This is a genomic window from Thiopseudomonas acetoxidans (assembly GCF_030362935.1).
Taxonomy (GTDB): domain Bacteria; phylum Pseudomonadota; class Gammaproteobacteria; order Pseudomonadales; family Pseudomonadaceae; genus Thiopseudomonas; species Thiopseudomonas acetoxidans.
Genome location: NZ_JAUCDY010000001.1, coordinates 395,125 through 410,001, shown reverse-complemented (window position 1 = coordinate 410,001; position 14,877 = coordinate 395,125). Strand labels below are relative to the sequence as shown.

The 14,877-nt window shown below is 49.8% G+C and carries 11 protein-coding genes and 1 pseudogene; 2 read left to right on the top strand and 10 right to left on the bottom strand.

Annotation, left to right across the window (positions count from 1 at the left end; all coding sequences use genetic code 11):
- Positions 1-294: 294 nt before the first annotated feature.
- Together cysN and QEZ41_RS02050 are read left to right on the top strand one after the other, a co-directional pair.
- Positions 295-2,190 (top strand): sulfate adenylyltransferase subunit CysN, encoded by a 1,896-nt coding sequence (gene cysN / locus QEZ41_RS02055; protein WP_289409697.1) that lies wholly within the window; start codon positions 295-297, stop codon positions 2,188-2,190.
- Positions 2,191-2,399: 209 nt separating this feature from the next.
- Positions 2,400-4,032 (top strand): annotated as a pseudogene (locus QEZ41_RS02050) (methyl-accepting chemotaxis protein).
- Between the two features lie 4 nt (positions 4,033-4,036).
- Here the strand turns inward: QEZ41_RS02050 and QEZ41_RS02045 are convergent.
- The 10 genes from QEZ41_RS02045 to murD form a co-directional block, all read right to left on the bottom strand.
- The gene (locus QEZ41_RS02045; RefSeq protein ID WP_289409695.1) at positions 4,037-4,309 is read right to left on the bottom strand and encodes a GNAT family N-acetyltransferase; all 273 of its coding nucleotides are present in this window, start codon (positions 4,307-4,309) and stop codon (positions 4,037-4,039) included.
- A gap of 167 nt (positions 4,310-4,476) precedes the next feature.
- Positions 4,477-5,388: a UDP-3-O-acyl-N-acetylglucosamine deacetylase gene (lpxC, locus tag QEZ41_RS02040; protein WP_289409694.1), complete on the bottom strand. Its 912-nt coding sequence runs from the start codon at positions 5,386-5,388 to the stop codon at positions 4,477-4,479.
- A gap of 104 nt (positions 5,389-5,492) precedes the next feature.
- Positions 5,493-6,689: a cell division protein FtsZ gene (gene ftsZ / locus QEZ41_RS02035; protein ID WP_289409693.1), complete on the bottom strand. Its 1,197-nt coding sequence runs from the start codon at positions 6,687-6,689 to the stop codon at positions 5,493-5,495.
- 58 nt (positions 6,690-6,747) lie between these two features.
- Positions 6,748-7,995, bottom strand: a complete 1,248-nt coding sequence (gene ftsA / locus QEZ41_RS02030; protein WP_289409692.1) for a cell division protein FtsA — start codon at positions 7,993-7,995, stop codon at positions 6,748-6,750.
- A 15-nt stretch (positions 7,996-8,010) separates the two neighbouring features.
- On the bottom strand, positions 8,011-8,856 hold the full coding sequence (locus QEZ41_RS02025; RefSeq protein WP_289409691.1) for a cell division protein FtsQ/DivIB: 846 nt from the start codon (positions 8,854-8,856) through the stop codon (positions 8,011-8,013).
- An 11-nt stretch (positions 8,857-8,867) separates the two neighbouring features.
- Positions 8,868-9,803 (bottom strand): D-alanine--D-alanine ligase, encoded by a 936-nt coding sequence (locus tag QEZ41_RS02020; protein ID WP_289409690.1) that lies wholly within the window; start codon positions 9,801-9,803, stop codon positions 8,868-8,870.
- The gene (murC, locus tag QEZ41_RS02015; RefSeq protein ID WP_289409689.1) at positions 9,800-11,251 is read right to left on the bottom strand and encodes a UDP-N-acetylmuramate--L-alanine ligase; all 1,452 of its coding nucleotides are present in this window, start codon (positions 11,249-11,251) and stop codon (positions 9,800-9,802) included. Before murC ends, QEZ41_RS02020 begins: the two co-directional genes overlap by 4 nt.
- Positions 11,244-12,314 (bottom strand): undecaprenyldiphospho-muramoylpentapeptide beta-N-acetylglucosaminyltransferase, encoded by a 1,071-nt coding sequence (gene murG / locus QEZ41_RS02010; protein ID WP_289409687.1) that lies wholly within the window; start codon positions 12,312-12,314, stop codon positions 11,244-11,246. Before murG ends, murC begins: the two co-directional genes overlap by 8 nt.
- Entirely contained in the window at positions 12,304-13,548 is a 1,245-nt protein-coding gene (ftsW, locus tag QEZ41_RS02005) for a putative lipid II flippase FtsW (RefSeq protein ID WP_289409686.1), read from the bottom strand. Before ftsW ends, murG begins: the two co-directional genes overlap by 11 nt.
- Positions 13,545-14,876, bottom strand: coding sequence for a UDP-N-acetylmuramoyl-L-alanine--D-glutamate ligase (murD, locus tag QEZ41_RS02000; protein ID WP_289409685.1), 1,332 nt, complete (start codon positions 14,874-14,876; stop codon positions 13,545-13,547). The genes ftsW and murD overlap by 4 nt, the downstream gene beginning before the upstream one ends.
- Between the last annotated feature and the right edge of the window lies 1 nt (position 14,877).

The following is a 14,877-nucleotide window of genomic DNA, read 5'->3' as shown; positions in this document are numbered from 1 at the left end:
GACGCTATAGAGCCTACAGGGATGTATTCACGGCGACTTTGCAGAGCTGTGCCTAACACCGACACACAACCAAACACATGAAACAAAATAGAGCAACACTTACAAAACATGGCACCACAATCCAAACCCAACACAAACATGGAACAAGATGTTAGGCACAGAACTGCAAAGCTTGTAGCGCCAAGGATGACGCTATAGAGCCTACAGGGATGTATTCACGGCGACTTTGCAGAGCTGTGCCTAACACCGACACACAACCAAACACCACAGAATAAAGAAAAAGAGAACCCACCCATGAGCCACCAATCCGAGTTAATCAGCCAAGATATTCTCAGCTATCTGGCCCAACACGAACGCAAAGAACTGCTCCGCTTCCTCACCTGCGGCAACGTCGACGACGGCAAAAGCACCTTAATTGGTCGGCTATTACACGACTCAAAAATGATCTACGAAGATCACCTCGAAGCCATCACCCAAGACTCCAAACGCGTTGGCACAACCGGCGATGACATCGACCTAGCCTTACTAGTGGACGGCCTACAAGCCGAACGCGAACAAGGCATCACCATCGATGTCGCCTACCGTTACTTCAGCACCGCCAAACGTAAATTCATCATCGCCGACACCCCAGGCCACGAACAATACACCCGCAACATGGCCACTGGCGCCTCCACCTGCGATCTGGCCATTATTCTGGTCGACGCACGCAAAGGCATGCAAAACCAAACCCGCCGCCACAGCTATATCGCCTCACTGCTGGGCATTCGCCACCTAGTCGTCGCCATCAACAAAATGGACTTAATCGACTACAACCAAGACACCTTCAACGCCATTCGTGAGGACTACCTCGCCTTTGCCGACAAGCTACAGCTCGATGCTGCACAACTGCATTTTGTCCCCCTATCAGCACTCAAAGGCGACAACGTGGTTAATCGCAGCGCACAAATGCCTTGGTATAACGGCCAAACGCTAATGGAGCTGCTGGAAAGCGTTGATATTCACAGCGCCCCCAAACAATCAGCCATGCGCTTTCCGGTGCAATACGTGAACCGCCCCAACCTCAACTTTCGCGGTTTTTCTGGCACGCTGGCCTCCGGCCAAATCCGCAAAGGCGACCCCATTAAAGTGCTGCCCGCCGGCACGCAAAGCAAGGTTAAATCCATAGTCACCTTCGATGGCGAGCTGGATCGCGCCACTGCCGGACAAGCCATTACCCTAACACTGGAAGATGAAATTGATATTTCCCGTGGTGATTTGATTATCCACCCCAGCAGCGCCCCAGTGGTCAACGACCGCTTTCAAGCAACGCTGGTTTGGCTCGGCGAAGAACCACTACAGCCGGGCAAACGCTACGACATTAAACGCGCCACCACCTACGTGCCCGGCAACATTACCCAAATTGACCAGCGCATTGATGTCAATACACTGGAAAAAAGCCCCGCCAGCCAACTGCAGCTTAACGAAGTGGCTGAAGTCACCCTTAGCCTGGATGCACCACTGGCACTCGACAACTACCTCGATAACCGCACCACCGGTGCATTTATCGTGATTGACCGCCTCAGCAATATCACCGTCGGCGCGGGCATGATACAAACCTCAAGCAGTGCAAACCAAACAGATACACTACTGGGACAAGGCCGTGTTAACCATCGTGAACGCCAACTGCGCTTTGGCCAACAACCAGTCACCGTATTGTTTAGTGGACTATCCGGCGCAGGCAAAAGCACCCTAGCTTACGCAGTAGAACGCAAACTTTTTGACACCGGTCGCGCCGTGTATGTACTGGACGGACAAAACCTTCGCCACGACCTAAATAAAGGGTTAGCCCCAGACCGCGCTGGACGAGCACAAAACTGGCGTCGAGCGGCACAGGTCGCGCGACAGTTTAACGAAGCCGGACTGATCAGCCTCTGTGCTTTTGTAGCTCCGGATAGCGAAGGCCGCGAACAAGCCAAAGCCATTATTGGCAAAGAGCGGCTCATCACGGTATACGTCCAAGCCTCACCGCAAGTATGCCGCGAACGCGATCCGCAAGGCTTGTATGCCGCGGGTGAAGACAACATCCCCGGCGAGTCCTTCCCTTACGATATCCCACAGGACGCAGACTTAACCCTCAACACCCAAGAGCTGAGCGTCGAAGACAGCGTGGAACAGGTGCTACAACTGCTGCGTCAACGCACATTGATATAGCATCCAGCATTAACCGCAAACCTTATGCGCTCGTGCACCACAACGAGCGCAATCCTTTACTTCTGCAGCCCTCACTCTCCCGCAAAAAACACCTTACTGCTAAACCAACGTCTGCCTGAATACACTTTCGTTATTTAATGTTAAAGTTTGCAAACCATTAGCCGACTAATAGCTTCCTAAGCAACTAGTTATTCAGGGACTACTCATTCATGTTTCGTAATATTTCCATTAGCAAAAGACTGTGGTTCATTTTGCTGATCGCCATTTTTATGTTGCTTGCCGTGGGTAGTTTGGCCATCAAGCAAAATTATCAGTCACTGCTGAACGGCAAAAAAATTAAAACACAGCATCTGGTGGAAACTACCACGGGGATTTTCGAGCAGCTTTATGCCCAAGAACAGGCCGGCACACTTACCCGCGAACAAGCGCAGCAGCAGGCTATCATTTTTATTAAACAGCTAAGATACGATGATAACGACTACTTTTTTATCCACGACCTAAGTCCAAAAATGATCATGCACCCAATGAATCCTGCATTGGATGCTAAGGACTTATCCAACTTCAAAGACCCGAACGGTAAAACCGTATTCGTTGAGTTTGCCCAAATCGCCAGACAGCAAGGCCATGGATTTGTGGAATATTTATGGCCCAAGCCTGGCGCACAAGAACCCGTAGATAAAATCAATTACGTAAAACTGTTTAAACCTTGGGGCTGGGTGCTAGGCACTGGGGTCTATCTAGACGATATCCAAGCGGAATTTCATAACTCTATTAAACAGGGAGCGTTGGCAAGCTTTTTAATTCTAGTAATTCTAGGCTTGCTAGTTGCAGCCATCATTCGCAGCATTACGCAACCCCTTGATGAAGCCGTACATGCCCTAAAAAACATTGATTGCCAGTGGTGACGGAGACTTAACCATTCAACTGGCGGAGCAAGGCACAGATGAGCTGGCCAAACTTAGCAATAACTTCAATCTGTTTACCAGCAAACTTCGTAACATTATCGAGCAGCTTTTAGCCAGTGCGAATGCGCTAAGCACGTCTGCAGACGCGCTTGGAAAAACGGCACACGGCACCCTAAACTACAGCCAAAGCCAGCTGGCAGAAACCGAACAAATCGCTGCCGCCATTAATGAAGTCACTTACGCCGTGCAGGATGTTGCACAGCATGCCAATCAAGCAGCTCAGGCCGTCAACGATGCTAACGAACAAGCCAGTACCGGCCAACAAAGCATCCAACACAGCCTGCAACAAGCTGACAGCTTAAGCCAAAGTATTCGCCAAGCTGTGAGCGTTATGCAAAGCCTAGCTGAGCAAAGTAATCAAATTGAAAGCGTGTTAGATGTTATTCGCTCCATTGCCGAGCAAACCAACTTACTGGCTTTAAACGCTGCTATTGAAGCCGCTCGAGCAGGCGAGCAAGGACGGGGTTTTGCCGTGGTTGCCGATGAAGTGCGCTCTTTGGCTCAGCGCACCCAGCAATCTACCGATGAAGTACACAGCATGATTGAAAGCCTACAAAGCAAGTCACAAGCTGCCGTAGTCGCCATTCAAGGCAGCAACGAATCCGCGCAACAAACAGTAGTACAAGCACAAATAGCCGGTGAAAACTTCTTAGCTATTACACAAGCCTTAGAGGTGCTAAATGACCTTAACACCTCCATTGCCAGTAGCACTCTGCAACAATCGCACGCAGCAGAAGAAATTAACCAGAATGTTACTCGCGTTGCCGGGCTATCCCACGACACAACCGGCGCAGCTCAGAGCTCAACGCAAGCCAGCGAGCAGTTAAAGTCGCTAGCGCATGAGCTCAGTCAGTTGCTAACACAGTTTAAAATTTAACCGTTTAGCTTTTATTTTTCTGGCGCTGCAAAAAAACTTCCACATAGCTGCAGCTTGGCAGCACTTCCAAGCCACGCTCCTGTGCATACTCGATAGCCGCCTTGGTTAAAATGGCGGCTATGCCACGTCCACGCAGTTCATTGGGTACAAAGGTGTGGTAATAATCCAGTTTATTATCACCCAGCGGACGGTAATCTAAGTGAGCACGAAAGCCGTCCACATGCATCTCAAAGCATTGTTCTTGCTCGTTATGCGTTACCTGTAATTCATCGCTCATAGCAAACCCCTTATATAACTGCTGCGTTCATTTTGCTGTTTAATTGGCTAACATCTCAAGTTAAAGCACAGCCGTTACTTACTTTGGCAGCATCATTTTATGTGAATTTATAGTATCAAAAAAAAAGCCACCCGTAATAGGTGGCTTAAAAAAAAGAGAAGGTTTTACTAGAATGCAGCAGCAGGTTTCATATATGAAATGGGCGCCGCACTTGCATCATCAAAGGTTACTATTTCCCAGGCATCAGGCTGCTCCAATAAAGCGCGTAGCAACTGATTATTCAACCCATGCCCTGATTTATAACCTCTAAACTCACCGATTAAACTCTTACCTAACAGGTATAGATCACCGATAGCATCCAGTATTTTGTGCTTCACGAATTCGTCTTCATAACGCAAGCCGTCTTCGTTCAGTACAGTATCCTCGTCTACTACAATGGCGTTATCTACGCTACCGCCGAGCGCTAAATTATTAGCGCGTAGGTATTCGATGTCGCGCATAAAACCAAAGGTTCTGGCACGACTGACTTCTTTAACAAAAGAAGTACTGGAAAAATCTACAGAGGCTGTTTGCGTCCGCCCAGCAAAAACCGGATGGTTAAAGTCAATTTCAAAACTGACTTTAAACCCTTCAAACGGCAAGAAGGTTGCTTTCTTCTCACCATCAGTGACCGTTACTTCGCGTAAAACACGAATAAATTGCTTGGGCTCGTCTTGCTCTTCCAAACCGGCAGACTCAATCAAGAACACAAAAGGTCCTGCGCTGCCATCCATGATCGGTACTTCAGGTGCTGAAATTTCAACATAAGCATTATCAATACCCAAGCCCGCCATCGCTGAAAGCAGGTGCTCTACCGTATCCACTTTAACATCACCCTTTACTAGGGTAGTCGACATGGTAGTTTCACCTACGTTTACAGCTGATGCCAGTATCTCGACTGCAGGATCCAAATCCATGCGACGAAATACAATGCCGGTATTAACCGGCGCTGGCTTCAGGGTTAGATACACTTTTTCGCCTGAATGCAAACCGATGCCCGTAGCTCGGATAGTGTTTTTTAAGGTACGCTGTTTAATCATAAGTTAAATCACTGACGCTTTGATTGCGAATAGTTTTCAATTGGCGTGCATATTAACAGATGCAACAACAATAAAGAAATTAGTCTGCAACAAAAGCTTTCAGATTAATCAGCCTGCTTACGTAAAAAAGCCGGAATGTCTAAGTACTTCAATTCCTCTTGGCTATCAGCAAAACTGGAGGTCGCTGGTTTATTTTGATTAGCACGTAACGAAGCGGGTCGATCATAGCGGTGATAATCCTCTGGCTGCGTTACATCATCGCCTACAGCCATAGCTGTTGGCATAACTGCAGCGTTCGCTTGAGTATTGATTGTATTATCAATGACCTTTACCGGCTTTTCCACACGCTGGCCGATACCAGTCACCACCACAGTAACCTGCAGCTCATCTTCCATATCAGGATCAATAGCCGTACCGATTTTCACCATTGCATCTTCAGACGCAAAGGTCTCTATGATTTGTCCTACCTCGTAAAACTCACCCATACCTAAATCTGGGCCTGAAGTGATATTAACCAAAATGCCACGTGCACCCTGTAGGTTTACATCTTCCAGCAGTGGGTTGCGAATCGCTTCTTCAGTTGCTTCACGCGCACGATTAGGACCGCTGGCACGACCAGTGCCCATCACTGCCATACCCATTTCACTCATCACTGTTCTAACGTCAGCAAAGTCAACGTTAATAGTACCTGGGCGTTTAATAATGTCCGAAATACCACGTACTGCACCGGCCAACACATCATCGGCTTTAGCAAAGGCTGACAGCAAACTGGCGTCTTTACCCAAAATGGTTAGTAGTTTTTCATTAGGGATCGTGATCAACGAATCCACATGCTCAGACAGCATGCTAATGCCTTCATCCGCGACGGCTAATCGACGGCGGCCTTCAAACGGGAATGGCTTGGTGACAATAGCAACGGTCAAAATGCCCATTTCTTTGGCTACTTGAGCAATGATCGGTGCAGCGCCTGTACCGGTACCGCCGCCCATACCTGTAGCGATAAACACCATGTCCGTGCCTTGCAGCACCTCGATAATACGCTCGCGGTCTTCTTCGGCAGCTTTACGACCAATCTCAGGATTAGTACCAGCACCTAAACCCTTCGTGACAGCCGTACCTAATTGTAAAATAGTCCGTGCCGCTACGCCCTTTAACGCTTGGGCATCGGTGTTGGCACAAATAAACTCCACCCCTTCAAGATTACTGTTAATCATGTGGTTAACAGCGTTACCGCCACCGCCGCCAACGCCTATTACCTTGATAACTGCACTCTGTGCTGTTTGGTCTACTAAATCAAACATAGCGTTCTCCTTCCTTCTCTCTTTATTTATAAGTTATTCCGGCTGTGCCGGTGTTGCATTAAAAATTATTTTGAATCCAGCGTTTAATCAGTACTAACTTTGATGGTTTTTCAATCGTTGCCTCTTCCTGCAGACGTTCGGACAATTCATTTTCCATTTCTTGTTGCATGCCATACAGCAACAACCCTACCGCTGTTGAATAAATAGGATTACGCACAACATCCGTCATACCCTTAATACCTTGCGGCATGCCTAAACGCACCGGCATATGGAAAATCTCCTCGGCCAGCTCTACCGCACCTTCCATCTTAGCTGTACCGCCTGTGAGTACGATGCCTGCCGGTATTAAGTCTTCATAACCGCTGCGTCTAAGCTCAGATAAAATCAAGTGAAACAGTTCTTCATAACGCGGCTCAACCACATTGGCTAACGACTGACGCGACAGCTCTCTAGGTGGTCGCTCACCGACGCTGGGCACCTTGATGGTTTCATCGGCACGTGCCAGCTTAGCCAGCGCACAGGCGTAGCGTATTTTAATTTCTTCGGCGTACTGAGTTGGCGTGCGTAACGCCATAGCAATATCATTGGTGACCTGATCCCCAGCAATCGGAATCACGGCGGTGTGGCGTATTGCACCTTCGGTAAAAATGGCGATGTCAGTCGTGCCACTGCCTATATCGACCAAGCACACACCCAGTTCCTTTTCATCCTCGGTCAGTACCGCATTAGCGGAGGCCAACTGCTCTAAAATAGTGCCTTCCACTTTTAAGCCACAGCGGCTGACGCATTTCTCCACGTTTTGCGCCGCATTAATGGCACAGGTAACCACGTGCACGCGCGCCTCAAGACGCACACCTGACATACCCAAGGGCTCACGAATACCTTCTTGTTTATCAATCACATAATCTTGCGCCAAGGTATGCAGTACTCGCTGATCCGCTGGAATTGCGACCGCTTGCGCCGCGTCTAATACTCGCTCCAAATCCATACGGCTTACTTCGCCGGAATGAATCGCCACAATGCCATCGGAGTTCAAACTACGGATATGGCTACCCGCCAATCCGACATATACGGAGTGAATATGGCACTCAGTCATTTGCTGCGCTTCATTAATCGCCTGCTGTATGGCCTGCACCGTTGACTCAATATTAACCACCACCCCTTTTTTCAAACCGTGTGACGGATGTGTACCCACACCAATAATGCGTATGTCTTGATCAGGCATTACCTCAGCCACCAAGGCGACCACCTTGGAGGTCCCGACATCTAAACCAACAATTAAATTGGCATTTTCTTCAAGCGACATTCGTAGTCTTCCTCTTTATTGCACTACTGCATCATTAGCAGCTGCACGCCAAGTCACAGCCAAACCGTTGGCATAGCGCAAATCTATACGTGCTATCTGATTAATTTGCTCTTTAAGTTCTTTCTCGTAAATGGTTACAAAACGGCGCATTTTTTCCATCACCTGTTCACGCCCTAATAACAATTCCAAACCATCTTGAGTGGTAATGAACCAGCTACCACGCTCACGCATTTCTAACTTATCTATTGAGTAGCCCAAAGGACGTAGCGCATTACTCAGAAAACCATACTGCTCCATAACCGCGTCTTGGCTGTTTTCGGGTCCGGCCAAATAGGGCAGCTTTTGATACCCCTGCATGCCCTGTTTACTAAATACATGCGCCTTAACATTCAACAAGTTATCTTCGCCCCAGTGCGCCACAGGCTTTTGCTCAACCACATCGATCACAAGCTGATCCGGCCAAACCCGGCTGATGTTCGCCTTACTGATCCATGCCACTTGCCCTAACGCATCCTGTATTCCGGCAATATCCACAGCAAAAAACTTAGCATTGACAAAGGGCTCAACACGCTGCTCCAGCACACGCTGGTTAAATTCCGTCAAATTCCCCTTCACCACGATGCGCGCAATCGGCTGATTAATATAAGGCTGTGCATAGCGCCAGCCTTCCATCAAACCACCCAGCGCAATCACCGCCGCAAAGACGTACAACACACGGCGTACAACCAACCAGTTTATTTGCGGCCAGTTACGCTTAGGCTTAGCTGAGTTGGACGCCGGTGCACGAGTTGCACCACGGCGCACAGGCTCAACAGCTATACGCTGCGCCTGTTTGCTGGGTAATGCACTCATGCTATTCATGTGTTCGTCGCCTACTTTTTATCAACTAGGGTGGTAGCCAAAATAGCTACAACCAATTGCTGGAAATTCATACCCGCGGCTTGAGCGGCCATAGGTACTAAACTGTGGTCAGTCATGCCAGGTACGGTATTTACTTCCAGCAGCCAAAATTTACCCTGAGCATCTTGCATCATGTCAGCGCGAGCCCAACCCGTAACGCCTAGTGCAGCGCAGGCTTGGCGGGTTAATTCGCGTAACTCTTGTTCTTTCTCTTCGCTCAGGCCGCAAGGAATTTGGTACTGAGTATCGTTAGCTAAATATTTAGCCTCGTAGTCATAAAAGTCATGACTGGTGCCTAAACGAATCGGCGGTAAAATCTCACCATCGAGCATGGCTACGGTAAATTCAGGTCCCGCAATCCACTGCTCTACCAGTACATTACTGTCGTACTCTTGAGCATTTTTCCAAGCGGTCAATAGCTCAGCTAAGCTATTTACTTTTGCCATGCCAATACTGGAGCCTTCCTGACTGGGTTTAACCATCAGCGGAAAACCCAATGATTCAGCGGCTACATGACAATCGTGTTCATCTTGCAAGCTGCTGTGTTTTGGTGTGGGTAAGCCCTGAGTACACCAGACTTGTTTGGCGCGTAACTTATCCATCGCCAAAGCTGAAGCCAGCACACCACTGCCGGTATAAGGGATGCCTGCGTGTTCAAGCACACCCTGAATCACGCCGTCTTCACCGCCGCGACCGTGCAATAAAATAAACGCACGATCAAAGGACTCTGTAGTGAGCAATTTAAGAAAATCTTTGCCTACATCAATACCTTGCGCATCCACACCCGCCTGTTGCAAAGCCGATAGCACGGCTGCACCCGACTTGAGTGAAACTTCACGCTCTGCACTGTGACCGCCATAGAGCACCGCCACACGGCCAAATTTCTTTACATCCAATGCTGTTGTCATACCTGCTCACTCCCAGACTGCTGAAACAAGGGGTGTTTAATAAGTTGTGGCGCAATAGCACCAATATCTCCCGCGCCTTGGCAGAGTAAAATATCTCCCGCACGCAGCAGCGGCTGTACTAAGGGGGCAATGTCAGTACCACGCTCCACATACAGAGGATCTAAGCGTCCACGTTGACGAATGCTATGGCACAACTGACGGCTATCTGCACCGGGAATAGGTTCTTCGCCAGCAGGAAACACTTCTAACAAGAGCAAGACGTTGGCCTCTCCCAACACCTGCACGAAATCCTCGTACAAATCACGTGTACGGGTATAGCGATGTGGTTGGTAAATCATCACCAAACGACGCTCGGGCCAACCATCACGAATGGCTTTAACCACAGCAGCCACTTCGCGCGGATGGTGACCATAGTCATCGATCAACATCACTGAGCCATCGGTTACGGGCAAATCGCTATACACCTGAAAACGGCGACCCACTCCCTGAAACCCAGACAATCCCGTTAAAATGGCTTCATCGTCCAAACCTTCATCGGTTGCCACGGCAATCACCGCCAATGCATTAAGCACGTTATGGCGACCCGGCAAATTCAAGCACACAGGCATGGGTTCACGCCCTTTACGCAGCACGGTAAAGCAGGTCAGCATGGCTTGCTGCTGCACATCAATTGCGCGCACGTCAGCGTCTTCTGAGAATCCGTAGGTCAGCATGGGCCTTTTCACCCGCGGCACAATATCGCGCACTGCTGGGTCATCGACGCAAAGTACGGCCAAACCGTAAAAGGGCAGGTTATGTAAAAAATCGACAAAGGTTTGTTTGAGCTTATTAAAGTCACCGCCGTAAGTGCTCATATGGTCAACATCTATATTGGTGACCACAGACACCATGGGTTGCAAATGCAAGAAACTGGCATCACTTTCATCGGCTTCAGCAATTAAATAACAGCCCTCACCTAACTGAGCATTAGCACCTGCTGCAGTCAGACGCCCGCCAATCACAAAGGTCGGGTCAAGGTTAGCGGCGGCAAATACAGAGGCTAACAAACTGGTGGTGGTGGTTTTGCCATGCGTACCTGCAACAGCGATGCCGTGGCGGTAGCGCATGATTTCTGCCAACATTTCAGCTCTAGGCACTACAGGAATACGGCGCTCTAGTGCGCGCGCCACTTCTGGGTTTTCAGTATTGATCGCGCTGGAAACCACCAGCACATCGGCTTCATCAACGTTTTCCGCTCGGTGCTCAAAGCTCAGCTGAATGCCTAAACTTTGCAAACGGTCGGTTACTGCACTGGCTTTGATATCAGAGCCTGACACCTCATAGCCCAAATTGCGGATCACCTCAGCAATACCGCACATACCTGTGCCGCCAATACCGACAAAGTGCACACGCTTAATACGGCGCATGCGGCGTGTTTGCGCTGCTGTGGTCTGTAATGTCTCAACCATGAACCACCTCCAAACAGGCATTCACGACCTGCTGTGTTGCGTTAGGCTGGGCAACGTTGCGCGCCTGCTGCGCCATCTCTATGAGCTTATGGCTATGCATAAAAACCTCGGTTAGTTGTGCAGCCAAGTCTTGTGCTGTGGTTGTGCGCTGTGGCAAAACAACGGCGGCTTGGTGCTGCGCTAAAAATTCTGCGTTTTTCGTTTGGTGGTCATCTATGGCGTGCGGCAATGGCAGCAAGAATGCGGCTCGCCCCATCACAGCTAACTCGCTTACCGTTAAAGCACCCGCACGGCACACCACCAGATCAGCCCAAGCATAGGCTTGAGCTACATCATCAATAAAAGGTACTACCTGGGCGTCCAGAGCCACTGACTGATAACGTTCTTGGGTACGCTGTGCATGCCCCTCACCCGCTTGATGCCAAATCTCTGGACGTATTTCCTGAGGCAATAAAGCTATGGCTTGCGGTACTAATTGATTAAGCGCTTCAGCGCCCAAACTGCCGCCTAACACTAATAACCGAGCAGGTTGGCTGATGGCGTTTTTGTCACTAGCGGCCTGTAGTACAGCGCTGCGCACTGGATTGCCCGTGGTTAAGACGTTCTTCTGTGCCGGGAAGGTATCTGGAAACGCTTGGCAGATGCGCGCCGCCCATTTGGCAAGGCTGCGATTGGCAGTACCGGCAACCGCATTTTGTTCATGAATAATCAACGGCACGCCACAAAGGCGCGCAGCCAATCCACCCGGACCCGTGACATAGCCACCCATGCCCAATACACAAACCGGCTTAAGTTGTTTAATCAGTCGGTAGGATTGCCATAAAGCGCGCAATAACTGAAATGGCGCTTTAATTAATTTAACCAATCCTTTACCACGCAAGCCTGTTGCAGACACATTGTGCAAAGCAAAGCCAGCCTCAGGGACAACACGACATTCAATACCACGACCAGCACCAAGCCAGTGCACCTGATATCCACGCGCTACAAACTCCTGTGCACAGGCTAATGCAGGGAATACATGTCCACCCGTCCCAGCGGCCATAATCAAAATATTAGCGCGCATAACCCACTCCTTTAGCTAAAGAGGTCAGCTCACGCACTGACATAATGGCTCCACCTTGCTGACGGATAAGGCTTTGTCTTATTTCCCATTCGATACGTAACAAAATCGCTAGCTCTACACAGCACACCACCAACGAGCTACCGCCATAGCTTACAAAAGGCAAAGTGAGGCCCTTGGTGGGTAACAAACCCAGATTGACACCAATATTGATAAAACTTTGCGCACCCCAAATCATCGCGATACCGTAAGCACTGTAGGCGGCAAAGTAATGCTTGACGCCTTCTGCTCTGCGTCCTATTTGCAGCGCACGCACGCAAATAAACACAAACACAGCTAAGGTCAGCAACGAGCCAAAAATTCCCAACTCCTCAGCCATGACGGCAAAAACAAAGTCGGTATGCGCTTCAGGTAAATAAAACTGCTTTTGAATGCTGTTACCCAGCCCGGTGCCAAACCACTCGCCACGACCAAAGGCAATAAGTGCTTGGGTCAACTGATAACCTGTGCCGAACTGATCCTGCCAAGGATCGGCAATGCTCGTAATGCGCGCTAAACGGTAATTTTCAGCCGTTACATACCAACCACCGAGACCCACCACAATAAGCAGTAGCGGTATCGCCACCCTTAAGCTCGCATTAGCCAGAAAAATCATCAGCACAATGCTGCTCGCCATCACGGTCGTTGCGCCAAAATCCGGCTCTTTATAAAGCAGGACGCCAAACAGCAGTAAAAATAGCAGCGGCTTCAGAAATGCCAGCAGCTTTTCCTGCAGTTCTTTTTTATGACGTACTAAATATCCAGCGATAAAAAACACGATAAAGAGTTTGGCCAACTCAGATGACTGCAGCTTGATAAAGCCCAAATTAAGCCATCGCTTGGAACCATTTACTTCATGACCGATACCAGGCACAAAAACTAAAACCAATAACACAAAACCTAGCAACATGAGCGGCCAGCTCATTTTCAACCAAAACTTTATGGGTAGCAGTAAAACCACCGCTCCGGCCAGCAAGCCAATCACCACGAAAGCCAAGTGACGTGAGAAGTAGTAATACAAATCCTTATGGTGCTCCATCGCCACGGCAGAGGACGCGGATGCATTCATCACCAGCCCTAAACCAAGCAAGGCCAAGCAGCTCCCTAGCAACCAGTAATCAAGGTCCACACGTCTGTACTGGTTGAGCCAAGGTGACTTGGGGATTCGTTGTAGCAGTATGCTCAGCAACTCTTTCATGCTAATGCCTCCACTGCCTGTACGAACATGTCACCGCGCTGTTCGAAATTTTCAAACATGTCCCAGCTGGCACAGGCGGGCGCAAGCAAAACGCTATCGCCGGCTTGTGCGACTTTAGCAGCCTGCGCTACTGCCTGTTCAATGCTGCTAACAGGCTCGATCTGTACGCCGGTAGCACTTAATGCGCGTGCAATCCGTTGCGCATCTTGCCCCAGCACAATGACGGCACGGCAATGCGCCCCAACCGCTGCTGCCAACTCACTAAAATCCGCACCCTTGCCATCACCACCGGCAATCAAGACTAGCTTGTGCTCTGGCTGGGCCAGCCCTTCGATGGCTGCTAAGGTCGCGCCAATGTTGGTGGCTTTAGAGTCGTTATACCACTGTACCCCCTGCGTTTGCGCCACCCACTGACAGCGGTGCGCCAAGCCTGGGAAGGCACGCAGTGCTTGCAGCATTGCCGCCATCGGCAAGCCAGCCGCTTGACCAATAGCCAGTGCCGCCAATGCATTGCTGTAATTATGCGTGCCACGTATTTTTAACTCGGATACCGCCAGTAACTGTGTATCACCCTGAGCCAAATACAGCTCATTGTTCAAACGGCGCAAACCAAACTGCCCTGTCGCTGCTTCAGTCAGACCAAAACTCAGCGTCGACTCGGGCAACTGCAACGGCTGCGCGGCTGTATCATCACGGTTGATCACTGCCTTTTTTGCCTGCGCATACACCTGCAACTTCACCTCGGTGTAATGAGCCAAATCACGGTAGCGATCCAGATGATCCGCGCTGATGTTCAAGCATACCGCCACATCAGCCTGTAAATGGCTAATGGTTTCTAACTGAAAACTGGACAGCTCCAGCACATAGAGCTCAATGTCATTACTGAGCAAATCCAGTATGGGCGTGCCAATATTGCCGCCCATCGCAACGCGCACTCCAGCTGCCTGCGCCATCTCACCCACTAGAGTTGTCACCGTGCTTTTGGCGTTCGAACCAGTAATGGCAATCACTGGCGCTTGCACGTGCTGTAAGAACAGATCCACATCACCGGATAACTGAGCGCCTTGCGCCAGTGCAGCCTGAAGTTCAGGTTGCGCCAAAGCCAAACCCGGACTGACGTAGAGTGTCTGTGCCTGTGCCAATAAAGGAGTTGCCAGTGAGCCGCAGTGCAGCTCTACCTGTGGGAACTCAGCTTGCAACACAGCCAACTCTGGCGGCTGTTCGCGGGTATCTACAGCAGCCACAGGCAAGCCCTGACGCGTTAAAAAACGCACCAGAGACACTCCTGTTTTCCCAAGGCCGACGACGACCTGTAGCTGCTTATTCATT